Source organism: Bacillus sp. FSL K6-3458, from assembly GCF_038005045.1.
Lineage (GTDB): Bacteria > Bacillota > Bacilli > Bacillales > Bacillaceae > Bacillus > Bacillus altitudinis.
This window is the reverse complement of the sequence record NZ_JBBOSI010000001.1, coordinates 1,268,250-1,293,751: the sequence shown is the minus strand read 5'-3', so window position 1 is coordinate 1,293,751 and position 25,502 is coordinate 1,268,250. Positions and strand designations below refer to the sequence as shown.

At 41.5% G+C, this 25,502-nt stretch carries 25 protein-coding genes; 9 read left to right on the top strand and 16 right to left on the bottom strand.

Translation table 11 applies throughout. From position 1 onward, the window contains the following. Window positions 1-114: 114 nt before the first annotated feature. Entirely contained in the window at window positions 115-732 is a 618-nt protein-coding gene (locus MHH23_RS06785) for a Type 1 glutamine amidotransferase-like domain-containing protein (protein WP_041093424.1), read from the bottom strand. A 27-nt stretch (window positions 733-759) separates the two neighbouring features. Then, window positions 760-2,160, bottom strand: coding sequence for a dipeptidase PepV (gene pepV / locus MHH23_RS06780; protein ID WP_217967901.1), 1,401 nt, complete (start codon window positions 2,158-2,160; stop codon window positions 760-762). 94 nt (window positions 2,161-2,254) lie between these two features. Between pepV and MHH23_RS06775 the strand changes: the two genes are divergently transcribed. Beyond that, complete coding sequence (locus MHH23_RS06775) at window positions 2,255-3,553, top strand: NCS2 family permease (protein WP_017358329.1); 1,299 nt, start codon at window positions 2,255-2,257, stop codon at window positions 3,551-3,553. A gap of 368 nt (window positions 3,554-3,921) precedes the next feature. Next, on the top strand, window positions 3,922-4,143 hold the full coding sequence (locus tag MHH23_RS06770; RefSeq protein ID WP_008356419.1) for a DeoR family transcriptional regulator: 222 nt from the start codon (window positions 3,922-3,924) through the stop codon (window positions 4,141-4,143). A 67-nt stretch (window positions 4,144-4,210) separates the two neighbouring features. Here the strand turns inward: MHH23_RS06770 and MHH23_RS06765 are convergent, their stop codons facing one another. Then, the gene (locus MHH23_RS06765; protein WP_017367874.1) at window positions 4,211-4,927 is read right to left on the bottom strand and encodes a pseudouridine synthase; all 717 of its coding nucleotides are present in this window, start codon (window positions 4,925-4,927) and stop codon (window positions 4,211-4,213) included. A 15-nt stretch (window positions 4,928-4,942) separates the two neighbouring features. Next, window positions 4,943-6,565, bottom strand: a complete 1,623-nt coding sequence (locus MHH23_RS06760) for a putative polysaccharide biosynthesis protein (RefSeq protein WP_017358331.1) — start codon at window positions 6,563-6,565, stop codon at window positions 4,943-4,945. 175 nt (window positions 6,566-6,740) lie between these two features. On the opposite strand from MHH23_RS06760, the gene MHH23_RS06755 reads away from it, so the two are divergent. The 4 genes from MHH23_RS06755 to MHH23_RS06740 all read left to right on the top strand — a co-directional run bounded on the left by MHH23_RS06755 (window position 6,741) and on the right by MHH23_RS06740 (window position 10,537). Beyond that, complete coding sequence (locus tag MHH23_RS06755) at window positions 6,741-8,012, top strand: NAD(P)/FAD-dependent oxidoreductase (RefSeq protein WP_050827578.1); 1,272 nt, start codon at window positions 6,741-6,743, stop codon at window positions 8,010-8,012. Further along, complete coding sequence (locus tag MHH23_RS06750; RefSeq protein ID WP_056705471.1) at window positions 8,009-8,206, top strand: hypothetical protein; 198 nt, start codon at window positions 8,009-8,011, stop codon at window positions 8,204-8,206. The genes MHH23_RS06755 and MHH23_RS06750 overlap by 4 nt, the downstream gene beginning before the upstream one ends. 140 nt (window positions 8,207-8,346) lie before the next feature. Beyond that, complete coding sequence (opuD, locus tag MHH23_RS06745) at window positions 8,347-9,879, top strand: glycine betaine transporter OpuD (RefSeq protein ID WP_017358333.1); 1,533 nt, start codon at window positions 8,347-8,349, stop codon at window positions 9,877-9,879. A gap of 133 nt (window positions 9,880-10,012) precedes the next feature. Further along, window positions 10,013-10,537, top strand: a complete 525-nt coding sequence (locus MHH23_RS06740) for a CbrC family protein (RefSeq protein WP_138278895.1) — start codon at window positions 10,013-10,015, stop codon at window positions 10,535-10,537. Window positions 10,538-10,722: 185 nt separating this feature from the next. Here the strand turns inward: MHH23_RS06740 and MHH23_RS06735 are convergent, their stop codons facing one another. The 7 genes from MHH23_RS06735 to MHH23_RS06705 all read right to left on the bottom strand — a co-directional run bounded on the left by MHH23_RS06735 (window position 10,723) and on the right by MHH23_RS06705 (window position 16,007). After that, window positions 10,723-10,905 carry a sporulation protein Cse60 gene (locus MHH23_RS06735; protein WP_003217582.1) on the bottom strand — a complete coding sequence of 61 codons (183 nt, stop codon included), beginning with the start codon at window positions 10,903-10,905 and terminating at the stop codon, window positions 10,723-10,725. Between the two features lie 102 nt (window positions 10,906-11,007). Continuing rightward, complete coding sequence (locus tag MHH23_RS06730; RefSeq protein ID WP_017358336.1) at window positions 11,008-11,319, bottom strand: rhodanese-like domain-containing protein; 312 nt, start codon at window positions 11,317-11,319, stop codon at window positions 11,008-11,010. Window positions 11,320-11,373: 54 nt separating this feature from the next. Further along, window positions 11,374-12,057, bottom strand: a complete 684-nt coding sequence (locus tag MHH23_RS06725; protein ID WP_007501858.1) for a YesL family protein — start codon at window positions 12,055-12,057, stop codon at window positions 11,374-11,376. 24 nt (window positions 12,058-12,081) lie between these two features. Further along, entirely contained in the window at window positions 12,082-13,371 is a 1,290-nt protein-coding gene (locus tag MHH23_RS06720) for a Gfo/Idh/MocA family oxidoreductase (RefSeq protein ID WP_178930470.1), read from the bottom strand. A gap of 18 nt (window positions 13,372-13,389) precedes the next feature. After that, window positions 13,390-13,914 (bottom strand): lipoprotein YteS, encoded by a 525-nt coding sequence (locus MHH23_RS06715; RefSeq protein WP_340959124.1) that lies wholly within the window; start codon window positions 13,912-13,914, stop codon window positions 13,390-13,392. Then, window positions 13,911-15,023, bottom strand: a complete 1,113-nt coding sequence (locus tag MHH23_RS06710; RefSeq protein WP_178930472.1) for a glycoside hydrolase family 88/105 protein — start codon at window positions 15,021-15,023, stop codon at window positions 13,911-13,913. The genes MHH23_RS06715 and MHH23_RS06710 overlap by 4 nt, the downstream gene beginning before the upstream one ends. An 18-nt stretch (window positions 15,024-15,041) precedes the next feature. Next, window positions 15,042-16,007 (bottom strand): ABC transporter permease, encoded by a 966-nt coding sequence (locus MHH23_RS06705; RefSeq protein WP_008343019.1) that lies wholly within the window; start codon window positions 16,005-16,007, stop codon window positions 15,042-15,044. 231 nt (window positions 16,008-16,238) lie between these two features. On the opposite strand from MHH23_RS06705, the gene MHH23_RS06700 reads away from it, so the two are divergent. Continuing rightward, window positions 16,239-18,539 carry a helix-turn-helix domain-containing protein gene (locus MHH23_RS06700; protein ID WP_019743703.1) on the top strand — a complete coding sequence of 767 codons (2,301 nt, stop codon included), beginning with the start codon at window positions 16,239-16,241 and terminating at the stop codon, window positions 18,537-18,539. Between the two features lie 35 nt (window positions 18,540-18,574). Here MHH23_RS06700 and MHH23_RS06695 read toward each other — a convergent pair whose 3' ends face one another. After that, entirely contained in the window at window positions 18,575-18,946 is a 372-nt protein-coding gene (locus MHH23_RS06695; protein ID WP_008343017.1) for a winged helix-turn-helix transcriptional regulator, read from the bottom strand. Window positions 18,947-19,100: 154 nt separating this feature from the next. On the opposite strand from MHH23_RS06695, the gene MHH23_RS06690 reads away from it, so the two are divergent. Next, window positions 19,101-20,288: an MFS transporter gene (locus tag MHH23_RS06690; RefSeq protein ID WP_024719303.1), complete on the top strand. Its 1,188-nt coding sequence runs from the start codon at window positions 19,101-19,103 to the stop codon at window positions 20,286-20,288. Window positions 20,289-20,301: 13 nt separating this feature from the next. Beyond that, the gene (locus tag MHH23_RS06685) at window positions 20,302-21,141 is read left to right on the top strand and encodes an aldo/keto reductase (RefSeq protein ID WP_039168372.1); all 840 of its coding nucleotides are present in this window, start codon (window positions 20,302-20,304) and stop codon (window positions 21,139-21,141) included. A 44-nt stretch (window positions 21,142-21,185) separates the two neighbouring features. On the opposite strand, the gene MHH23_RS06680 is transcribed toward MHH23_RS06685, so the two are convergent. The 4 genes from MHH23_RS06680 to MHH23_RS06665 all read right to left on the bottom strand — a co-directional run bounded on the left by MHH23_RS06680 (window position 21,186) and on the right by MHH23_RS06665 (window position 25,497). Continuing rightward, the gene (locus tag MHH23_RS06680; RefSeq protein WP_058337258.1) at window positions 21,186-22,685 is read right to left on the bottom strand and encodes an extracellular solute-binding protein; all 1,500 of its coding nucleotides are present in this window, start codon (window positions 22,683-22,685) and stop codon (window positions 21,186-21,188) included. A 25-nt stretch (window positions 22,686-22,710) separates the two neighbouring features. Next, entirely contained in the window at window positions 22,711-23,571 is an 861-nt protein-coding gene (locus MHH23_RS06675; protein WP_098680761.1) for a carbohydrate ABC transporter permease, read from the bottom strand. A 218-nt stretch (window positions 23,572-23,789) separates the two neighbouring features. Then, entirely contained in the window at window positions 23,790-24,542 is a 753-nt protein-coding gene (locus MHH23_RS06670; protein WP_340959119.1) for an NAD-dependent epimerase/dehydratase family protein, read from the bottom strand. Window positions 24,543-24,594: 52 nt separating this feature from the next. Beyond that, window positions 24,595-25,497, bottom strand: coding sequence for a dienelactone hydrolase family protein (locus tag MHH23_RS06665; protein ID WP_017367887.1), 903 nt, complete (start codon window positions 25,495-25,497; stop codon window positions 24,595-24,597). Between the last annotated feature and the right edge of the window lie 5 nt (window positions 25,498-25,502).

The window sequence follows — 25,502 nt, the reverse complement described above, 5'->3', positions numbered from 1 at the left end:
GAACAGGGCGTATGCTCCTGTTCCTTTCAGATTGTTGACAAAGGGCTAAAATGAACTTGATTTTAGCCCTTTGTCTTCTTTTCAAAAACCTTTGCAGCCCTAGGAAGGAACAACTCAGACCGTCTTGACCTCAGTCTGTTCGCCTGTCACAAGTAAAACTTGTTCATCAGTGAGCGGGCATAAAGAGAGCGTATTTTGATCTTTCTCTATGATATGCTGCGCGGCTTCACCTAAATAAGGATTGTTTATATGCGGTACCGGATAGCTGTTGATCTCATTGAATCCTTCAAAGGAAGATAATTCTAGCGCTTTCTCCTGATCATCCATCAGTGAGATGTATTCAATGCTTGGCGCCATGATAATACTCCCCGCGGATTCTCCGATATACAGCTTGCCTTTGCCGATCTCTTCTTTCAATACACGATCGAGCCCGTGCTTTCTTAATTCTTGCAGCAAATAAAAGGTATTGCCGCCAGATACATACATGACATCATTCTTTCCAATGATCTGTGTGATTTCCTGAACCGTTTGCCCGGTCAGCTGAACAGTCTCTACACGCATTTCTAATTGATGAAAGGCTTCTTTTGCTGCATCGACATAGTGCGTGACTTCTTCCACTTCACTGGCTGCCGGAATGAATGTCACACTTTTTCCTTTTAAGGTGTCGCCTGCAAAGTCAGACAAGAGAGAATAGCTGTCTTTGAATGAAGAGCATAAGAACATTTTTTTCACGGTGAATCCCCTCTTCTCTATCCTTTTTTATTTCGCCAATTCATACATGGCTTGTGCATATAGCGCAGTTGCTCGTAGTAAATCATCGATTTCGATATATTCATCCTTTTGATGTGCACAATCAGGTCTTCCAGGGAATAGAGGGCCAAAGGCAACGCCTGCTTCTAATGACCTTGCATACGTTCCTCCCCCAATCGCAATAAGATGGGCAGGATCTCCTGTTTGTTCTTCGTAGACACGCTGTAATGTTTTCACAAGTGGATGGTCTTTTGAGACGTGATGAGGAGGACTGTCATCAAATTTCTCAATCGCTGCCCCTTTTATTCGTTCAATCCCTTTTTTGACTTCCTCACCGTCCGCTGTTACGGGATAGCGGACATTCAGCCCAAGCTTCGCTTCTTCGTTTTGCGAATAGCGGATTGTGCCAACATTCAAGGTCAAGTCACCACTAATATCATCTTTACAAGCGATGCCGAGTTTTTGTCCTCTTGTGTCTTGATCAAATAAAGCATTTATTTGTGATGTAAAAGCGAGCCCTCTTTCATCTAATTCATGCGCACATAAGAAATTCGCCATATGAATGCCCGCATTTGTGCCATTCGCCGGCTCCATTGCATGAACTGATACACCTTTTAATGTGAATGTCAGTCCATCTGCTGTATGGTTTGTCTCACCGGTTAACTGATTTTCCGCAAGATAGGCTGCAAAAGCCGTTTTTAATGCTTCAGCATCGTGATCATTTGCTGCTGCCACAATCGCGCGAGCCTCATCTGGGACCATATTGAGACGCATGCCTGATGTGAATTGCTTAAGGATGTAACGCTTGTTTTCTTCTGATTGTTCGTATGTAAAGGATACGATGGCATCTATGATCCCTTTTTCAGCATGAATAATTGGAAAATCAGCATCTGGCGCAAACCCAATTTGCGGCATCGCCTCATGCTTGAAATAGTGATCGACGCATCTCCAATCGCTTTCTTCATCTGTGCCAATGATGATTCGAATCTTTTTCGACAGCGGTAGACCGGCATCTTTTAACATTTTCAATGCGTAAAACGCCGCCATGGTCGGCCCTTTATCATCAATGGCTCCTCTTGCAAAGATTTTATTTTCTCTTATGTCCGCTGAAAATGGCGGGGTTGTCCAGTCGTCTCCCGCAGGCACGACATCCACATGGCATAGCACACCGACGATATCTTCGCCTTCTCCATATTCAATATGACCAGCATAACCATCAACATTTTTCACTTTGAAGCCCTCGTCCTGCCCTTTTTTGAGCATATACTGAAGAGCCTCATCCACTTTTTCACCAAACGGTTTTCCTGCTATGCCGCCTTCTTCATCCAAGACACTTTCAATTTGTAAAAAAGATTGTGTATCCTGAATCAAATTGTCTTTTTTTCGTATGACTTCTGCTTCCCAATTCATTTTTCCATTCCTCCTTGAAAAAAGGTTGCAATCCACCCTTAAAACGAATATTATATTAAGTGTTTTGTAATAATGTTCGTAAATGGAGGATTTTATGTTTCAGTTAAAAGAGAACCAAACCAATATAAAGAAAGAATTACTCGCTGGTATGACGACATTCTTTACGATGGTATATATTGTAGCCGTCAATCCAGGAATCCTTTCAGATGCAGGCATTCCTTTTGACCAAGTCTTTACTGCAACCATTATCGCTGCTGTTGTCGGTACACTCTGGATGGCACTCTTTGCAAACTATCCGATTGCCATTGCACCAGGTATGGGGCTGAATGTCTATTTCACCGTCACTGTTGTCGGTGGTGGGGGTCTCAGCTATCAAACAGCATTTAGTGCGGTATTTGTTGCTGGAATACTCTTTATTATTTTATCGTTAACATCCCTTAGAAAACAACTCATTGAGGCGATTCCAGATAATTTAAAGTACGGGATTACAGCAGGTATCGGATTATTTATTGCATTCATTGGGCTAAGACAGTCTGGAATCATCACTGCTGATCCACAAAATCTTGTGAAGCTTGGCAATTTAAGCTCACCTGTTGTCATTTTGACACTCGTTGGTTTAATGATTTCTGTCATATTAATGGTTCTTCAAGTGAATGGAGCGCTGTTTATCGGCATGTTAGCAACCACGTTAATTGCACTTGCAACAGGTCAGCTTCATTTTCCTAAAGTGCTAGTGGATACCCCAGCACTGCCTGAAGGAATGCTGATTACAAATCCATTCGCTGCGTTTGGCGATGTATTTTCCCATCACTTGTATGCTGTTGTCTTCTCCTTTTTACTTGTGACGATTTTTGATACAACAGGAACAATGATCGGGGTTGCGGAACAAGCAGGTTTAATGAAAAATGGTCAGCTCCCAAAAGTACGCAGAGCCTTACTTGCTGACTCTGCTGCAACGACAATTGGCTCAATGTTTGGAACAAGCCCAACCACAGCTTACATTGAATCTTCATCAGGAGTGGCTGCTGGCGGAAGAACTGGACTGACCTCTTTAACCGTTGCTGCATTGTTTATTGTGGCCTTGTTTTTTGGTCCGCTCGTTCAAGCCATTTCGTCTTTGCCGTCCATCACTTCACCTGTCTTAATCATTGTCGGCTGTTTGATGATGAATTCAGTGTCACGTATTCGCTGGAATGAGCTTGACGAAGCATTTCCTGCTTTTCTTGTGATTCTTTCCATGCCGCTGACATCTAGCATCTCTACAGGAATTTCACTAGGATTTATTTCATATCCACTTGTGAAGCTGGCAAAAGGAAAATGGAAAGAAGTGCATATTCTTGTACTCATTTTCGCCGTCTTATTTTTCGTGCAGCTCTTTTTCTTAGAAGGATAACCAAAATAAAAAGACACATTTCTCATTTGAATGTGTCTTTTTTGTATGAATGATTTTTTATTTTGTAAATTTTCTGTGTTTATTTTTTACTCTTTCTTAAGTGGCAATTTCTTTATACACCTTGTGTTTATTGGGTTGTAACCGGATTCAAATCATGATATATACCATAATTTCATTCATGAAGACAAGTTTAAAAACACGTAAAGTTGACTTTTTGGTGGAACTAGATGCATAATAACGTGTATAATAGAATAAAACATTAAGAAACACGAACATTTACCATTGTTGCATGTCCTTATGTCGCAGTTTTAGTGTAGTAAGTTGTGGTTAGTCAAGTCCATCCGATCTTATTGATAGGGAGTGGTTTTTTGAAACCTTCAACAAACCGTATGATGACTCGAATAAAATCAGTTTATATGTTCATTCAAGAGAAAGGTCTTGTGACGACACAAGAGCTGGTTGATGAATTCGGGATCACACCTAGAACCATCCAAAGAGACTTAAACGTGCTTGCCTATAACGATCTTGTTCATAGTCCAAGCAGAGGCAAATGGGAAACAACGAGAAAAAAAGTAAAAATATCATCATAAGCGAATAATGAACTTCCATATAACAAAAAGAACCGGCGATATGCCGGTTCTTTTCTTTTTCACTATATTAATCACGATTGATTAAGCTGTCTAACTCTTCCTCCGTCAATTCACGGTATTCTCCTGGCGCCAAATCTTCGTCTAATGAAACAGCTCCCATCGAGAGCCGTTTTAAAAAGATCACTTCATTGCCCACTGCTTGTGCCATCAGCTTCACTTGATGGTACTTCCCTTCAGTAATCGTTAAACGGATTCGTGTATCTGCCTCTTGGTTGGCATCTACTTCAACCTTCGCCGGCTTCGTTCGGTAGTCGTCTAAAATCACAACTCCCTCTTCAAGACGAGTGATATCTTGATCTCCAAGCGGATATTTTAGATGAACTTCGTATGTTTTCGGGACATGCTTTTTCGGAGATAACAATTGATGAGCAAGCTGGCCGTCATTTGTAAGGAGGAGGAGACCGACTGTATCCTTATCCAGTCTCCCCACAGGGAATGGCTCCCTTGCAATATCCTCTGGCTCTAGTAAATCAACAACCGTCTCATCTCGCAGATCCTCCGTTGCTGAAATGACACCGTCTGGCTTGTTCATCATGAGATAAATGAATTCTTTATACTCTACACGCTCTCCATGCACGAGCACTTCATCATTTGTTGGATCGACATGATCTTTCACCTGCTTCGCCACTTCTCCATTCACTGTGACAGCCCGGGCCTTGACCAGCTTCTTTACATCTTTCCTTGAACCAAAGCCCGTATTGGCCAGCAATTTATCAAGCCTCATGCTTCTCCACCCCTTCTAACTCTTTTTTCTTAAAAATGACGGCATCCGGCTGCCAAGTACACGCTCTAACAATCCAACTTTATAAGATAAGAACATATACACACCGCCGCCAGTAATCATTGAAATCAAAATAACAATACCAGCTTGTATGATTCCGCCTTCATATGAAATGACTTGACTTACAAGCTGACATGTCACATAAGCCACTACAGCCATGATTGCCGTTAAAATACCAATTAAAATAAACCGTTTGAAAATCCTGCGGAACGAATAGCCTGCATGGCGCTTGATCATGATGAACATATACAAAATCGAGGCACTGTAACCTAATGCCGTTGCAAGCACAGAACCGTTTCCTTGCAACCAGCTAATCAGCGGGATATTGAGAACCGTTTTAATGATAATCCCTAACAAAAGACTGACGATCGCAAATTTTTGTTTGTTAATCCCTTGTAAAATCGCTGCGTTAATGGTGAATAAAGAAAACAGTAACGCAACAGGTGCATACCAAAACAAAATAGAAGTCCCAATCTCAGGATGCACAGACGGATAGAAAAACCAATAAACTGGTCCAGCCAATGCCGAAATACCAAATGAAGCAGGCAGAACGAAGAATAAAATGACCTGCATCGTTTGATCAATTTGTCGATTCAGCAGCTTGTAATTTCGCGCTGTAAAGGATTCCGTTATGGTAGGAATCAATGTTAAACCAAATGCAGTTGCAAGTGACACAGGAATCATGACAAGCTTCGGTAAATATAACGTCACAATAGACAGAACCGCTGTACTAATATCCTGATGTCCTGATGCAATCATCGCTCTGTTAATTGTATTTGTATCAATATAAGAATAAATCGGAATGGCAAGCCCAACAAACACATAGGGTGCTGCATAACTGAACAGCTCTGTAAACATTTGCTTATAAGATAATCCAGAATAGTCCCCTGTATTCGGCTGCATTGCCAAAAGCCGATCTTTCCGCTTCAGCCAATATAAATAAAGCGTAAATAGACCGCCAAACGCACCAATGAGTGCGGCAAATGTGGCATAACCAACCGCAATAACAAGACCGCCGTCAAGCACTTTTAAAATGATAAACGTCGCTGTTAATAGGAAGATGATTCTGACAAGTTGTTCGATGACTTGGGAAACAGCTGTCGGGCCCATCATCGAGTGCCCTTGGAAAAAGCCTCGCACAAGACTCATAATGGGTACAACCAATAGACCCAAACTGACCATCCGAATTACATAGACCACTTGATCGACCGTCAAACCGCCCGTTTCATTCGATCCTCCAAGCTGGATCTTGGCAAAGATCGGTGCGGTCAAATATAAAATAGAAAAGGCGATAATACCGGTGACAAGCATGACCGACATACCCGCCCTGAACATTTTTCTTGTTGTCTCATAATCGCCGATCGCATTATATTTAGAAACGAATTTCGATACCGCTGTTGGAAAACCGAGCGTAGCAATACTTAAAAAGATCGTATACTGATTGTATCCATATTGGAATAGCGCACCACCAGTCGCTCCGACCATTGCGCTAAATGGAATTAAGTAAATCATACCAAGAATACGAGAGAGATAAGTCCCTATCGTTAAAACCAACGTACCACGAAGCAGTTTATTAGACATGCGCTTAACCACCATTTTTCTAATGAATATTCAACTTAACTATTTTAACACATCATTTCATCGCACAGGTAACAAATCCAATACAGAAGTCACAAAACCAATCAATTCATATTTCAGCCTTCCCCAATCTTCGTTATAATAGAGAAATGACTGAAAGTAGAAAGAGGAATGTAACATGAAACATTATGATGTCATTGTCATTGGCGGTGGACCTTCTGGACTGATGGCCGCGATTGCATCGGCAGAACACGGTGCATCGGTTCTGTTAATTGACAAAGGAAACAAACTTGGCAGAAAGCTCGCCATTTCTGGCGGTGGACGCTGCAATGTGACCAATCGCCTTCCAGTAGAAGAAATCATCAAGCATATTCCCGGAAACGGCCGTTTTCTATATAGTGCATTTTCTGAGTTCAATAACGAGGATATTATTTCGTTCTTTGAAAATCTAGGTATTGAACTAAAAGAAGAAGACCATGGACGTATGTTCCCTGTCTCAAACAAAGCACAATCTGTTGTGGATGCCCTATTGGATAGGCTCCGCGTGCTCAATGTGACCATTCGAACGAATGAAAAGATTAAAACCGTTCTGTATCAAGACGGACAAGCAGCTGGAATTGTTACAAATAATGATGAAAAAATTTCAAGTCATGCCGTTGTCATTGCTGTTGGCGGGAAAAGTGTGCCGCATACAGGCTCTACTGGCGATGGCTATGCATGGGCAGAAGCCGCTGGCCATACCATTACAGAGCTCTTCCCAACCGAAGTACCCGTCACGTCAGACGAGCGTTTTATTAAGGACAAAGTGCTTCAAGGTCTTTCATTAAGAAGTGTGGCCGTGAGTGTTTTAAATAAAAAAGGAAAACCCGTCGTCACTCATGTCATGGATATGATCTTTACACACTTTGGCTTATCAGGTCCTGCCGTTCTGAGATGCAGCGGATTTGTTGTGAAGGAACTGAAAAAGCAGCCGGCCGTCCGCCTTCAAATTGACTTATACCCAAAGCTCAATGACGAGGAACTTTTCCAAAAGCTTCATCGTGATCTAAAAGATGAACCAAAAAAAGCCATTAAAAATGTCCTGAAATCTTGGATGCAAGAGCGCTATTTATTGTTCCTTTTAGAACGAAATGGCATTGATCCACAGGAGACATTTTCTGGTCTCGCTAAAGATAAACTGCGCGCTTTTGCTCATGATTGTAAACATTTCATCGTCCATGCAAATGGGACGCTTTCTTTAGATAAAGCCTTTGTTACAGGTGGCGGCGTTTCTGTCAAAGAAATTGAACCGAAGAAAATGGCATCCAAAAAAATGGCCGGTCTTTATTTCTGCGGAGAAATTTTAGATATTCACGGTTACACAGGTGGTTACAATATTACGTCAGCACTTGTGACAGGCAGGTTAGCTGGCATGAATGCCGCACTAGAAGTAAAGGAGAGATTTCAATGATTAGACGCGCACTTCCGATTGTCCTTGCAGTTGTCATTAGTTTGACAGCCGCTTTCTTTATGAAGCTGTCCATTACCCCGTTAAAAGTCGCCATTATTTTAGCGTTTACGATTTTCGCAGTTTGTTTAAAAGAATATGTCTACCGTCTGCGCAAACGAATTGAAGAAAAGTCATCTTCACATATCGATGGTTGATAAATGGAAGCAAAACATGTTACGGTAAAATAGAGGTCGAGTGAGAAACTCGCCTCTTTTTGTTTGAAAATAGTTGAGACAGGGGATATTAAACAAAATCCTCTGCTTAAACGTGTAGAACAACAGGAGAGTGAGATGGTGTGAAAAACGTATCAAGTGTATTTTGGATTGTGATTGCTATCACATTTATTGCCGTTCTATGGGGAGCCTTTTCTCCAGAATCACTGCAAAATGTGACAGATCAAATTCAAACATACATTACAAATGACTTTGGCTGGTATTATTTATTAGTCGTATCACTGCTTGTCGGCTTTTGTCTATTCTTTATCTTTAGCCCTATCGGAAAAATTACATTAGGTAAGCCAGGTGAAGAGCCTGAATTTGGTCTTTTTTCTTGGTTTGCGATGCTATTTAGTGCTGGAATGGGCATTGGACTTGTTTTTTACGGAGCAGCTGAACCGATCAGTCATTATGCGATTCAATCACCAACGGGTGACACTGAAACTGCACAAGCCTTCCGTGATTCCCTTCGTTATACTTTTTTCCACTGGGGACTTCATGCATGGGCGATCTATGCCATTGTTGCGCTTTGCATTGCATACTTTAAATTTAGAAAAGATGCGCCTGGCTTAATCAGTGCAACACTGCAGCCAGTTTTAGGAGATAAAACGCACGGATGGATCGGAAAAACCATCGATTGTATTGCTGTGTTTGCGACAGTTGTTGGTGTTGCAACGAGCTTAGGATTAGGCGCAGCACAAATCAATGGCGGATTGGATTATCTATTTAACATTCCAAATGCCTTTAGCACACAATTGATTATTATCATCATTGTGACGGTGCTCTTCCTTGCATCTGCTCTTAGCGGTATTGGTAAAGGGATTAAATATTTAAGTAATATCAACATGGTATTAGCAGCTGTTCTGATGTTTTTCTTACTTTTGGTAGGTCCAACAGTTTATATTTTAAATTCATTTACTGACTCTATTGGACAATACTTATCCAACATCGTTCAAATGAGCTTTCGCTTATCTCCAAATGACCCTGAAAAGAGAGAATGGATTAACGGATGGACGATCTTTTATTGGGCATGGTGGATCTCTTGGGCACCATTTGTCGGGATCTTTATTGCACGTGTATCACGTGGACGAACCATTCGAGAGTTTTTAGTTGGTGTGTTAGTTGCTCCATCTATCCTTGTATTTCTTTGGTTCTCTATTTTCGGTGTTTCTGCGATGGACTTACAGCAAAAGAATATTGTCGATGTTGCAGGCCTTTCTACGGAAACCATGCTTTTTGGTGTACTAAATGAATATCCGCTGGCAATGATCACATCGATTCTAGCTCTTATTTTAATTGCGGTATTCTTTATCACATCAGCAGACTCAGCTACATTCGTTCTCGGCATGCAGACAACCTATGGATCATTAAATCCAGCGAATAGTGTAAAGATCAGCTGGGGTATTATCCAGTCAGCAGTTGCGGCAGTGCTCTTATTTTCAGGCGGTCTTGAAGCCTTGCAAAACACAGCCAAACTTGCTGCTTTGCCGTTCTCTGTTGTCATCATTTTAATGATTGTATCCCTGTACAAGTCACTAAATGAAGAACGAAGAGCGATTAAACAAGCAAATAAGTACAATAAACCAAGAAGTCCAAGAGTAAAAAAAGCATAATCATCACAAGAGAAAAGTCGTTCCTCATCCGAACGGCTTTTTTTCTCGTTGAAATAATTGAAGATTGTCATGACATCGCGTATTCCGATAAAATAGTGTTGAATCATCACTTTTCTACATAATGGAGGTTTATATGACGTTACCTACGTTCAAGTACAACCCAGACCCAGTTTCATTACATGTAATTAAAAAAGAGCAGACGATATGCCCCGTTTGTGAGAAAGAACGAGATTATGTATATCATGGTCCTTTTTATTCTATTGAAGACGTTTCTGGCATTTGTCCTTGGTGCATTAAAGATGGATCAGCTGCTCAAACATATAATGGAATGTTTCAAGACGATGTGAGTTGTGATGACGTCGATCATGAAGAATATATAGATGAACTGATCTACAGAACGCCGGGTTACCGCGGATGGCAGCAGGAATATTGGTTAAGCCATTGCGGGGATTTTTGCGCGATTGTGCAGTATGTTGGATGGAAAGAAATTGAGCATTTAGAGGAAGAACTCTCAGAGGATATTGAAGAGATTTGCAGTGGTGGACATTTCACAAAAGAGAACCTGAAACAATGGCTCGTGAACGGAGGAGACTTGCAAGGCTATCTCTTTCAATGCGTTCACTGCAAAAAGCATCGTTTACATATTGACGCTAGTTGATCATATCAAAAGGACCTTTATTTCAGCCCTTTTTCTTCTTTTCAGCGTGATAGAAAACCTTTGCAGACTAGGAAGGACGAGTACTGGCGCGGAGCGAATTTCACATTCGTGAGCACCAGCACGCAGGACTGACAACGAATGCGAGGGTTTGTCTACACGCTGAAAGGACCTTTCAGCAGGTCCTTTTATTTTTTATATAAAATGAGCGCTGAAAAACAGTAGAGCTGCTCTCCTCCTTGCTCACAGATCACCGCCACATTGTATTTAATGTCAATAATTTGGTCGTCGTCCATTCCTTTTAAAAAAAGATTGATTTCGCTTTGCAGATCTTTCTCGTGTTCTTCATCAAATACAGCTACCTTCAGCACATATGCCACTCTCCCTTCTCTTGCTACTCTATTTTTATGCAAATAGAGACGGACATATGAACAAAAAAAAGCCTTCCATCTTGTCGATGAAAGGACTTCTTTTTACAGCTTCGGTTTTGTTTCTCCTGTCCATGCAAGCATGCCGCCAACGACATTGGTTGCTTGATAGCCTTGGTCTTCTAAGAAATAGCAGACATTCTCACTGCGTTTACCAGAACGGCAAATAATATAATACTCTTGCGTCTTATCAAACGCATCCAGCTTCTCAGGAATATCGCCCATTCGAATATGGACTGCCTCTGGAATCATGCCTTCTGCTACCTCTTCATCCTCACGCACATCGACGAGTTGAATGGCTTCTTCTTGCTCTAGCTTTTGCTTTAATTCTTCTATTGAAATTTCTTTTACTGACACGACTCTCATCTCTCCTTTTATTCACGGTGACACCATTATAGCAAATCATACACATCACTGCGTATTCACCCGCTTGGATTGAAGGAAAGACGGGAATCGTTTCTTCACATCAACTGCCGGCTGCTCGCTTTCAAACTCTATCTTTTTAAATACTTGATAGGCTAGCCACATGTGGCCATATGCGAGAATGCTGATGCTAAAAAACGGCACGATCCCTGGCAAATAAGCAAATAGGATAAAGAGAACAGCCGAGAAAACAAGCATAGAGAGCGTATATTGCAAATACGAGATACCAAGCAGAAGGGAAAATTTCAAATAAAGACGCTTTTTCCAATCATAATGAGCCAGCAGCGGAAAGATATAAAACAAGCTGACAATAAACAGAAAACCAAAGATATAGATCGCAAAGCGAAGCACGTGTAAAAACCAACTCGTTGGATAAATATAAGCAAGGTCTACATAAATAATTGTCCCGATGATGACCAACACCACTCCAATGACATTAGAGCGTACAAATTCTTCGCGGTATACTTTCCAAAAGGTTTGAAAGACGCTGACTTGCTCATGCCCTTGTATCCACTTTCTCATCACAGAAAATAACGCTGTTGTTGCAGGCATGAAGCCAAAAATTCCAAGCCCAAGTAAAGTGAACAAAAGCCATAACAAATTCGTATAGGCAAGTCTCATCACCCACTCACACATGCGCAACATTCTGCTCATTGATCCATCATGATCCATCTCTGTTCCCTCCTCTCTTACTCGTTACACCGTCTCTTTTTGAAACAATTCTTCTATTTCAATCGGGCGTTTTTCTGCAACTGAGCGCCACATGCCTTCGCCAAGTGCAATGGAATAAGCCCCCGCCTCTGCTCCTGCCGAAATGTCATAAGGAATGAGCGGATCTTTTCCTAAAAATAAATCTGCTAATAATAGCGGATCTCCGCCTCCATGACCACCTGATTGTTTCACAACTTCAATCGTTTCTTTTCCACCAAACATCGGGTAGTATGCAATTGTCTGTTCAGGGAATTGAAAAGGGATTCTCGATGGTACATGAAACTCATTTGTTTCAATCCGTCCCTTCGTCCCGTTAATCGCAAGCCGGTAGCCTTCATATGGCGCTGAAAATTGAATCGAGTAACTTAACAAAGCCCCCTGATCATAAGCCACTGACGCCACATATGTATCCTCAATATCAATTTCTTGATCAAAAATACAGGCATCCGGGCGATAATTTGAGTATTGCTTTGACTGCTGCTCACCTGATTCAATATGGTCATCCTCCACCTTTGTGCGCTCTAACCTCGGATTCCACCTTGCTTCATAATGACAGGTATCTCTTACATGACAGGTTCCACAATATCGATTCTCTTCACCCTGCAAAGGATTCCAAGGACTTTCATCCCCATAATAATTCAGTGCGCCATAGGCAAATACTTGCTTCGGCTTTTGATCAATCCACCAGTTGACCAAGTCAAAGTGATGGGTCGATTTATGAATAGACAGACCGCCTGAATATTGACGTGAGCGGTTCCACCTTTTAAAATAACTGGCTCCGTGATACGTATCAATGAGCCAGCTTAACTCAACAGACGTGACCCTTCCAATCTTTCCATCTAAAATGAGCTCTTTTATCTTTCGATGGAATGGATTGTAGCGATAATTAAAGGTGACGGTGACCTTCCCTTTGCTTTCTGCCTCTTTTTCCATCACCTGTTTGGCGTCTTTTGCTGTTGTGACCATCGGCTTTTCCGTTATGACATCCAGATCATGATCCAGTGCCTGCAGGATATATGTGACATGTGTATCATCTCGCCCCGCCACAATGACGATATCTGGTCTTGCTTCCTTCACCATCTGACCAAATGCATCCTCATGAAAAAATGAGACGCCGCTTAGTGATGGAAAACGCTCCTTACAAAGTGTATACCGCTTCTCATCTACATCTAAGAGCCCTGTAATCCTGTAATGCTCGTTGAAATCCTCGGTGAGCGGTTTGATAAACATATTGAAGGCACGGTGACTGAGCCCGCAAACAGCGACCCTTTTCACATTCCCCCACCCCTTTTTCTATTGGTTTTCACGAAGCTGCTTCATGAGAGACAGTGCTTCTTTAGATTTCTCCGCATACACAGGAATAAAGGCGACCATATCTCGGTGTAATCGAAAGGTATAGCCATTTAGCTGCTTCGTTCCTTTCTTGATTTGGACCGCATAATCGACTGTATTTCCCGTCATTGCATCTTCCACCGTATATGGTCCTGCCCCTTCGCCATCTACCCGCATCTCTTCAAGCAGCTGAAAGCTTTCAGGATCATCATATATTCTAAACATTTCTTCCGGGACAAACATCACGTCCCCCTCTTTTGCAGTTATTTCAACAAGAATTTTTTCAGGAATTGCAGGGAAGATGTGAACGTCGTATGTCTCCTGATTTGGTTGAAAAGCTTTCTCCACTAATTGGTCTTTCATTGCTTTTGACATGTCAGAAAAAATAAGGACATCAATCCCCTCTGTTTTCCCCTGACAGGCGGACAAATAAAAGGCAGCGATGAAGCTGAGGAGCCATGCCGCAGCCCTTTGATACCGCCTCATACCTTTTGAAACACAGACAGCTTTTCTAGTTCAGTTAACGCCATAATAAAAGCGCCTGCTCCATGCAAATCATTCGTGCTCCGCTCTCTGCCAACGTAATAGTCATAAAATCCCGCAGATGTTCCAATACAAATATCGTTCACCGTAAAATCGCCGTTGTCTTTTTCCTCCGTTTTATACTGAATCAATCCTTGATACGCTTTGACCACATGATCAACATATCGAAGACTGACATATCCTTCATTCATGGCTTTTGCCATCGCATATATGAATAGACATGACCCTGAGCTTTCAAGCCAATTGTCGCTATGACTTCCTTTATCAATGATTTGATGCCATAGACCCGTTTCGTCGTCCTGATATTTTGCCACACTTTCCAGCATATCTGTCAGTGTGTACTTCCACACTTTTCGTCCTTCATGTCCTTCTGGTAAATCTTCGATCATATCGGCTAACGCAAGGACATACCAGCCAAAGGATCTTGCCCAAAATTCTGGGGAACAACCCGTCTGTTGATCAGCCCATGGCATCACTTTCCGTTCATCCCATGCGTGATAGTAAAGGCCCGTTTTTTCATCTTTGGTATGCTTTCTCATGAGATGCTCTTGATGGATGACCATGTCCACCAGCTCCGATTCTCCTGTCAACTGGGCATACTTTAAAGCAAAAGGCCCACCCATATAAAGACCATCTAGCCACATTTGATAGGCATAATTGTCTTTATGCCAGAAACCGCCCTCAGACGTGCGATTCAGCGTCCGGTAAAGCCCCCGAAGCTTTTCTGCTGCCTTCACATACCGCGTCTCTCCCGTTCTTTCAATCAGCGGGAATAAAATGAGCCCTGCTTGAATGGCATCAAGCTCGTCTCTGCGGAATAACAGATTCCCATGGTCATCAATGAGTGAGTCAGCATAATTTTTCACATAATCAAAGTACGCCTCGTTTTCTGTTGCTTCGTAAAGCTTCATCACTCCGCAAAGGAAAACCCCTTGATGATAGTGCCACCTTCCAGCTGGCGGAAGTTCAATCGGTGTATACGCTTTCATTATTGTTTGTGCTAATTTCTCTGCATGCTCAAGCGGTGATCCCTTTTCAATCGATAATGTCATTGGTCTTCATCTCCCCTTTTAATAAATCCCTTCTTCTCCAAACTTCTTCGCTAAACGGTTCGCCATCATGACCAAAATAAGTCCAACGGCTGCTTTAAATAAACCAACAGCGGTACTATAGCTGAATTGTCCTTGCTTCAGACCAGCTGTATACACATACGTATCAAAAATCTCTGCGACTTCCCTGTTGGTCGCATTGAGTAATAAATAGACATGCTCAAATCCAAGTTCTAATGTATCACCAATTTTTAAAATGAGCAGTACAACAATGACACTTTTAATCGCAGGAAGGGTGATGTGCCACATTTGTCTGAGTCTGCCGGCTCCATCCATTTTTGCTGCTTCATATAGCTGCGGATCTACTGCTGTAATCGCTGCAAGATAAATAATGGTTGACCAACCCGCTTCTCTCCAGATTACCTGCAAAATGTACATGGGTCTAAACCATTCTTGACTAAGAAGGAAGTTAATCTTTTCTCCTCCAAAGAAAGCAATCAATTCATTGATTAACCCGCCATCTACCGTTAACAAAACAAAAGATAAGGACACGACAATCACCCATGACATGAAGTGAGGAATATAAATCATTGTCTGAACAAATTTCTTAAACAGTGCCAACCTGACCTCGTTTAAAAGAAGGGCTAATAAGATTGGAATCGGAAAGAAAATCACGACATTCATGGCAAATAAAATGAGCGTATTTTTTAATAAGATGAAAAATGTTGGTTCTGTAAATAAGCGAATAAAGTGTTTGAAGCCAACCCACTCACTGCCAAGAATTCCGAGAAACGGCTGGTAATCTTGAAAGGCAATGATCAGCCCCCACATAGGGACATATTTAAAGACAAGAAAATAAAGGAGCCCTGGCAAAATCATTAAATACAGAAATTTTTGACTAAGTAATTGGTTAAGTAAGCGCTTTCTCTTTTCTTTTTTCAAAGCTGCCGCAGGCACACCCTTGGCAGTGACATCCTGTGTTTTCACAGATAAAGCCTCCCCTCATGCTGATGCATGTGTTAACTGTATCTTAAGGATGAAAAATCCGTCTACAATCATATCATCAGATCATATTTACTCAGGGGAAGCTACTCAAAACGTTACATAAAACATAAGAAAATGATCCTAATCTCAGAAAATGATTATTGACAAACCTACCAGATTTTTGGATTAATAAACTAAGGGGAAAAGATTGTTTCGTTTGAAATGGGGGGTTTTATGAAAAGAAAGCAGTATAAATTTTATTACAAGCTGGTGACGTTTTTTTTCGTGCTTAGTACAATTCCTGTTATTATTGTCGGTATTTTTTCTTATCAGCATTCGCAAAAAACTGCACTCGAAAATATTTCAAATGAAAAGCTGGACAGCGTCAAACAAACGCAATCCAATATTGAGCATATTCTAAAGACAGTAGATCATTCTCTCACTCACTATGTCAGTTCGCCGCCTCTCCTTCAAACACTGGCAGAACCTTTAAATCCAGACCAATTCCAACTTTATAATCAAGTCCAGCAAGAACTGAATTACCTGCAAACCTTCGACACCGATCTCTCCAATATTACACTTGTTAGTAAAATGGAAGATTGGTATATGAACAATTCTGGTCTTTATCATGTCTCAAACGGAGATCAAGAGAAAGCGTTAACCTCTTACCTCAATATTCCGAGTCATTCCAGCTGGGCACTTGAAGAAAATAATCCACTTGTCTCAACAAAAGAAGGAAAGACATCCTTTTGCAAATACAATGTGAATTTAATCAAGCAGCTTCCGATGAACAGTGTCCAAAAGAAGGGGATCGCCGTCGCCAGCATTCCAAGCTGCGTGATTGCTGACAACATGCCTGACTTCTCTCAATCTGATAGTATGTTTGTCATTGATACAAACGGAAAAGTGCTGCTACATAATCGAAAAGAACAAATTGGTGACTCGTTAAAAAATCAAGATTTCGTCAAACATGTCCTGTCACTTGAAGAACGATCCGGACAATTTGATATGAAAATCGATGAACTAAACTATCAAATTACGTTTCAAAAATCAGATTATAACGAATGGACATACTTATCCTTTGTCTCCATTCCAGAACTAAAGCAGCAAACGAAATCAATCGGGTGGATCACCTTTATTATTTGCTTTATTTTGTTAGCGCTTTCATTATTATTTTCATGGTTTGGCTCTAGACACTTTTATAAACCGATTCGCTTATTATACGAATCCTTTGCACGTAATGAGTCGTTTTTGCATAAACAGCCTTTCCAAAATGAATTTGAGCTCATCGAATCGAGCATTAAACAAATGAAAGATCAAAACAATGATCTAGAGGAACGGATTGAGCAGCAAGTGACCCACTTACAGCAATACTTTATGGTGCGGCTGCTGCTTGGCAAACTGACGGAAGAAGAGATTCACAACCGATTTCAAAGTCTAGGCTTTCCTCGTGACTGGTCCCATTTGTCCATGCTTGTGACCCAAATCGATACACTAAAAGGAACGCCGTATGAAAAAAAGGATGCAGACTTGCTTTTATTTGCGATAAACGGACTGATTGAGCAGATTATTCCGCTAGAGGAGCACCTTCAGCCGACCGTTGTCAATCAGCATCAAACGACGATTGTTCTCAATCAATCGAAGTCAGAAGAGGAATTTACTGAATATTTAAATCAATTAGCCGAAACAATTCAGCAGCGGATTGAGGAAGAGCTGGGCTTGTCGATCAGCATTGGGATCAGTCGCTCATTTAAAGAGCTCTCTATGGCCAAACATGCTTATATTGAAGGGAAAGAAGCCCTAAAATACAGGCTCAAAGCAGAGAAAAAATCCATTCTTTTATACGAGCATATTCAGCAAGGAAAGACGTTTAAGACTCATTTCCCAAAACAGCTGCAGCATGATTTATTTGATGCCATTAAAGCAGGCGATCAAGGCAAGGCAGATCACTATTTACATGTGCTTCTGCAATCCATTTTTTCTAAAAATGCTGGACCACATGAGTACCAGATTGCTCTCGCTCGTTTTTTAAACAATCTCATCGAACTGATGCATTTGCTAGGCATTGAATTGTTTGAAGTCGAAGATAATAAAATGCTCTATGATACGATCTTTGAGTTTAAAACGTTTGAAGATACAGAAGCGTGGCTGAAACATGAGATCATTCGACCCATCATTGATCAGCTCGGCGCGCGTGAAGACTCTCAATATAAAAATATCTCAGAGAAAATCATTCATATCATTCATCAAGAATTTGACTCAGATCTGACATTGGACGAAATCGCTACACGCCTGCACTACAATCCAAATTATTTAAGCAGTATTTTTAGAAAAGAAATGGATATCTCCTTTAGTGAATATCTCTCGTCTTACAGACATCATGTCGCCAAAAACTGGTTGGTGGAAACGGATATGTCGGTGAAAGAAATTTCGGAAAAGCTAAAATATAAAAATCCGCAAAATTTCATCCGCTCCTTTAAAAAGCTGGAAGGCACGACACCTGGGAAATACCGTGATCAGAAAAAAGGCACATAAAGCAAAGTCCCGCTCTCACAAGAAGCGGGACTTTTTTATTTAAACTGTTCATTTAGAATGCTGTCTTCCAGCACTGAAAGCGGCTCGCCATACACTCGTTCAATATGGGCTGCCCCCCAATCACATAACGCATTCAAAATTCGCTCAAGTGACTGTCCGTATTCACTTAATTCATACTCCACTTTAGGCGGCACTTGTTCATATACAATGCGGTTAATCACACCGTCATTTTCAAGCTCTCTCAGCTGCTGTGTGAGCATTTTTTGCGTGATATTTGGCATGAGGCGCTTCAGTTCACTCGTCCGCTTTTTCCCATGTGTTAAATGACATAAAATGACACACTTCCATTTCCCGCCGATCACTTCAAGCGTTGCCTCCACAGAGATATTATATTTCTTCTTTTCCAACGTCTCTTCACTCCTTTTGATGCTGTACAGGCACTTTTTAGTACCTATATTACAAAAAAGTACGTACTTTTTTTTCTGTCATCTATGTTAGATAATAACTCTTGCCGATCGGCTTCGTCTATTAAAATGTCATGAAAGAAGGATGTGAATCACTATGCAAAACAAACAAAATCACTTTGCCCTTCTCGCACTAGCGATTAGTGCATTTGCTATAGGTACAACTGAATTTATCTCTGTAGGTCTCCTACCGATGATCTCAGAGGACTTTGGCGTGAGTGTCAGTCAGGCCGGCTGGACCGTTTCTTTATATGCGCTCGGTGTTACCTTTGGCGCACCAATTCTAACCTCCCTGACTTCCGCTATGAACAAAAAGACATTGCTTTTGCTCATTATGCTCGTCTTTTTGATCGGAAATACACTCGCCACGATTGCCCCGACTTTTTCTGTGCTCTTAATCGGACGAGTGATTTCAGCCCTATCACATGGCGTATTTATGTCGATTGGTTCGACCATTGCCGCAAGCCTTGTGGTGAAAGAAAAGCGGGCAAGCGCTATTGCCTTTATGTTCACGGGTTTAACAGTCGCTACTGTGACCGGTGTGCCATTCGGTACGTTTCTTGGTCATGAGCTCGGCTGGCGGACGTCATTTGGTGTGATTGTCATGATTGGCCTAATCGCACTGATTTCTAACTATTTCCTTGTTCCGTCTCAATTGAAACAGGGCGTGAAAACAACGTTTAAGGATCAAGCAGCCTTATTAAAGACGAAAAGAATTTTGCTTTTATTTGTCATTACTGCTACAGGGTATGGAGGAACTTTTGTCGTCTTCACCTATTTATCCCCTCTCTTGCAGCATGTGACAGGTCTTGCGCCTGGAACAGTTGCCTTGATCCTGCTGTTATACGGGATGACCATCGCCGCTGGGAATGTCATTGGCGGAAAAGCAGCGAATAAACAGCCAATGAAAGCACTGATTTATATGTTTATCATTCAAAGTCTCATCTTGTTTATCCTTAGCTTTACTGCTGGATTTATGACACTCGGGATTGGAACTGTGATGCTGATGGGACTGTTTGCTTTCATGAATGTACCCGGCCTTCAAGTTGCCGTCGTTGATTTTGCAGAAAGGTATACACCTGGAGCTGTCGATGTTGCTTCCGCTCTGAATATCGCTGCCTTTAATGCAGGTATCGCCATTGGTTCATTTTTAGGCGGTATCGTGACAGATACCCTTGGGCTTGTGCATACCGGCTGGGTTGGCGGCATCATGGTGCTCATGGCGGCTATACTCACGATGGTGAGTCATCAAATCGAACAAAAAGAATACAAACAAACCATTTAAAGGAGACTTTCATATGAACGATTTACAAAGTACAAAAACATTAAACAACGGCGTCCGCATGCCAGGATTTGGTCTTGGGGTCTTTCAGGTTGAAGAGGGAACGGAATTAATTGAAGCTGTTAAAACAGCCATTCAATTAGGATATCGCAGTATTGATACAGCTTCTATTTACGGCAATGAAGAAGGTGTTGGACGAGGCATACAACTTGGTCTAGCAGAAACAGGCCTTCGCCGCGAAGACATCTTTGTGACATCCAAAGTGTGGAATGCCGATTTAGGATATGAAGCGACACTAAAAGCATACGAAGACAGCCTGAAAAAACTTCAGCTTGATTACCTTGATCTGTATTTAATTCACTGGCCAGTTGAAGGGAAATACAAGGAAGCCTGGCGCGCGCTTGAAACGCTGTACCGTGAAGGAAAAGTTAGAGCCATCGGTGTGAGTAACTTCCAGCCGCATCATCTAGATGAATTATTGAAAGATGCGGACATCATTCCAGCGATTAATCAAGTCGAGTTTCATCCAAAACTCACGCAGGAAACGTTGTTTACGTATTTGAAAACACATGGTATCCAAATGGAAGCCTGGTCACCACTTATGCAGGGAGAGCTGCTGCACCACCCGCTGATCACGGAGCTTGCGGGCACATACAGCAAAACACCTGCTCAAATTATTTTGCGCTGGGATGTGCAAAAAGGCGTCATTACGATTCCTAAATCAACGAAAGCCCATCGTTTAAAAGAAAATGCCGATATTTTCGATTTTGTCCTATCTGATGAGGATATGAAGCGCCTGTCTGCCTTAAATGAAAATAAACGAATTGGTCCTGATCCAGACAACTTCGACTTTTAATGAAAACACCCCCGCTTTTTACTAAGCGGGGGTCTTCATGTTCATCATTTTGATTTTTTAAAGGAAGCTTCATATTCTTCTATGATTTTATTTCCACCATTTGATTTCCACTTCTCTACATCTTTCTTAAATTGTTCTTCGTTGATATCACCAAGAATGAACTTATAGGTCGCATCATCGATGATTTTCTTCAATTCATTTCCTCGCTCTGATGCTGTTTCTGAATACAGGCTTTCAGCAGGGTTAGCGACAATGATGTTTTTATTGTCTTCTTCTAGTTCTTCATATTTTGTACGAACTGCATCGCCTTTATTTTTCAAGTAACGTTTATCAATCCCTACGAGGCTGACAAGCGGCTGTACATCTGTCTGCCAGCTTTTTACTTGGCTTTCTTCCCTCACAAATGTATTTCCATCTTGTTTGTTATAATGCTTTCCATCAATCCCATACGTCATGAGACCATATACGTCTTCTTCTGCAATGCGGTCAAAGAAAGCCAAAATTCTCTTTAACTCTGCTTCTGATTTGACGCTTGTTTTAGGGAAGGCGAAGATGCCATTATGGCCGCCTGATGCCCATACACGTTCTTTGCCATCTGGGCCTTTGATTCGGTTGATAATATCCAATTCCATGTTCTTATCTGTTGCATCATCTCTTAAGTTCACTGCATCTACCATATTTCCAACATAGATACCCGCTTTTCCTTGTGAGAACAATTCTTGCTGCTGCGTTTTGCTTGTGACTGGGAAGTCTTTGTTTATATAACCATTGTCACGCAGCTTTTTCATATATTTCATTGTATTCATATATTCATCTGTCATAAAGTCTGGCGTAAATTTGCCGTTTTCTTCTTTCCAATCTGTTGGCATTCCTTCATAAGAACCGAGCGTTTTAAATGCACCGTAAATCAAATCGTTACGGTCTGTAAAACCAATTGTATCGTCCTTACCATTTTTGTTCGGATCTTTTTCAGTAAATGCCTTGGCTACTTCATAAAGGTCATCCAGCGTTTTTGGTGTATCCAAATTTAAATTTTCAAGCCAATCCTTTCGAATGACAATCCCTTGTCTTGAAAGTGGTCTCTCTCTATAAATGCCATAAAGCTTCCCATCGATAGAGGCATTTTTATTAATCAGTTCGTTCATCTTACTTAAATTTGGATAATCCTTTAAGTATGGACCGATTTCCCAGAACATGCCTGATCTAAACGCATTGATAGCAGATGAATTCTTAATGTCTTGAATCGTCACAATTTGCGGGAGGTTCCCTGCGGCAAGTGCTGAATTTAAACGGTCTTCTTTCACCGCATCAGGCACCCACGTAATATCAAGCTCTGTATTTGTGAGCTTCTCAATCTCTTCTAGCACTGAATCTTTCGGCGGCTGCTGATGATATAAAATAGCCATCCATGTCAGCTTCACCTTTTTGTCTAAATCAACCTTTTCATCTGATGAACTTGCCCCTTTACTTGAACAAGCTGACAGAATACCACTTGCGGCAAATAACAAAACAAAGGCAATCAGCCATAATTTCTTTCTCCCCATAAGATCCCTCCGTTATTCCATCTTTTTAACCCTTTACAGAACCTAGTAATGCCCCTTTGTTGAAATGCTTTTGAATAAATGGATAGACAAGCAGAACGGGAATGGTCGCCACGACGATGACCGCCATTTTAATGGTTTGGTCTGGCGGCGGTGTTGATGAGCCCATATCTGACATATCTCCCTGCATACCGCTTGATACAATGACGATTTGTCTTAACAAGACCTGAATTGGCCATTTCACCGAATCGTTTAAATATAAAATGGCTGTCATGTACGTATTCCAATACGTCACGGCATAAAAAAGTGAAATCGTCGCAATAGCTGGCAAAGAAAGTGGCAGTACGATTTTAAAGAAGATCCCTAAATCGTTACAGCCGTCCATCTTCGCTGATTCTTCAAGGCTAGCCGGTATGTTTTGAAAGAAGTTTTTCAAAATGATCAAATTGAATGCATTGATGGCCACTGGCAGAATGAGTGACCAGTAAGTATCAAGCAGCCCAAGTGTTTTCACGACGATAAACGTCGGAATCATCCCTCCGCTAAACAGCATCGTGAAGACAACGAGAAACATGAGGGTTCTTCGGCCCTTTAGCTCCTGACGAGACAGCCCATACGCCATGAGTGAGGATAAAAACATGCTGACCGCTGTTCCAACGAGTGTCACAAGAATGGATACAATCAAGCTGCGATACACAATATCTGTAGAAAAGATATAGCGATAGGCCTCTAGAGAAAACGTCGTTGGAAACAAAATAAACTTCTTTGAGATGACCTCTTCTACTGTCGCAAAAGAGGCGGCAATGACATGGATGAACGGGAGCACACATATTAATGCGAACATGAGTAGAAAAGAGTAATTAAATACATTGAACAATCGGCCTTTAATAGAACGATCTATGTTCATCACGCCCTTTCTTTGTAAGCGTTATCATTTCGTCTGAACATAAGCTGCAGCCTTTGACGATATCGTGATTAAAATGTAACAAACGGGGGAAGAAAGCGTCTATAATCATCATGACAGACCACAGAGATGATCATGCCATTCGTGCTTTTAGCCTCATCAATGAAAAGAAAAAGATCATGAGCTAATGTCATGATTATGCCCTATGCCTGATCGTTTTCTTTCAGAATTTCTGCCGTATTGACATCTGGCCTGTAGCCTAACTCCTGCTTCGTTGACTGAGTAGACCAAGGTTTCCCTTCATTTTCTGATACGGAATAATAAGTCCCGAATGGAACGTCCATTTCGATGGCAGCCTTGATCATGCCGAAAAGGTCTTCATGTGAAAGAAGCGTTCGTTTCGTTCTTTTTTTAGTGTGCAGTCCTTCCATCTCATCTGTCACGACGGTTCCAATTCTCAAATTGATGACAGACATACCTGTTTGATCGTGAAACAAACGCCCAAGCTGTTCGGAAGCAAATTTTAAAATGCCATACACATTTTTCGTTGCTGGTACATCATCAGTCGTAATTTCTCGCCCTAGTAAGGAGTGACCATCTTTTTCATAGCGATCTGTCACATGGTTACTGCTTGCAAAAATAACTTTTGGAATGCTTAACCTGGCCGCTGAACGAAACATATTATACGTGCTTATCCAAAACACCTCATTCATTTTTACAAACTCCTTTTCATTCATCACATCATGCGTCATGTCTATGTTTAAAAGATGAATGATCACATCTGTATCTCTTGGAATGGCTTGAAGCAACTCCTCTTCAATTGCCGCATTTGCAAAAATGACTTCTTCTACACATCTTGTTTGATCAATGATGGTCAGGTCATACTCCGAAGAGAGCTCTTTATTTAATAAACGTCCGATGACACCACATCCGCCAATCATGGTGATTTTTTTCATCTGTTTCCTCCTTCATCTTCTATCGGAGTAGTATGTCCATGCCGTCTATTGATTACAGCCACTTTTTCAAAAAACGTGTAGCCTCGTGGCGCATAGCAGCCGTTTCAAAATGACCTGCATGTAAACCTACAAGCTGATAACGTTCCTTTAAGGAAGCAGCTTGATAAGCTTGACTTAATGTCTGTTGAATTCGTCCAACACCTTCAGCAGGTGTAAGCTGATCATGCTTTCCAACTAAGCTTAAATGCGGTCTTGGGAAAATCATTTCTTGGATGTCAGCTGCTGTAAAGTGCTTAGCTAAGCTCGGTACATAATAGTAAAAACCGTGTCTATCTAAATGATTTGTTTCAATCAATGTGTGATGATCAACCTGTGCGCAAAGATCCACACACACACTGACCCTCTCATCAAGTGCTGCCGTCCACCATGAAAGAAGGCCGCCCATTGACATCCCAAAAACAGCTAAACGCTCTGGAAGCACATCAGAGCGGGACAGCAAATAATCAATTGCACACATGCTCTCATACAGCATCATGCCCCACATCACTTTTCCTGTTAACAGCATTTCTTTGAAAATTTCACTTTCTGTTCTTCCCCTTCTTTCACCAAATCCCGCGTGATCAATCGCCAACACACTATAGCCCTTTGAAGTGAATTCTTTTGCGTATGAAGGCGCTTGCAAATAATGAGCCCCCTTCAATAACTCTTCTTTCCCATCCACATAATTCCCACCATGAGAATGCTGAAACAAGACAACAGGCCTTTTTTTCACTGTATCTTTCGGCTTCACAAAATAAGCCGGAACTTCCTCCACCCCATGAATAGAGAGAATGAGTGTTTCTACTAAGTACGATTCACGTTCCTCAATCTTTAACGTATACGCCTCCACACGATGGCGCTCCGGCATTTCCCCTAATAAACTGAGCAGTTGTTCACGTTTGCTTTCCTTTTCCATTGACG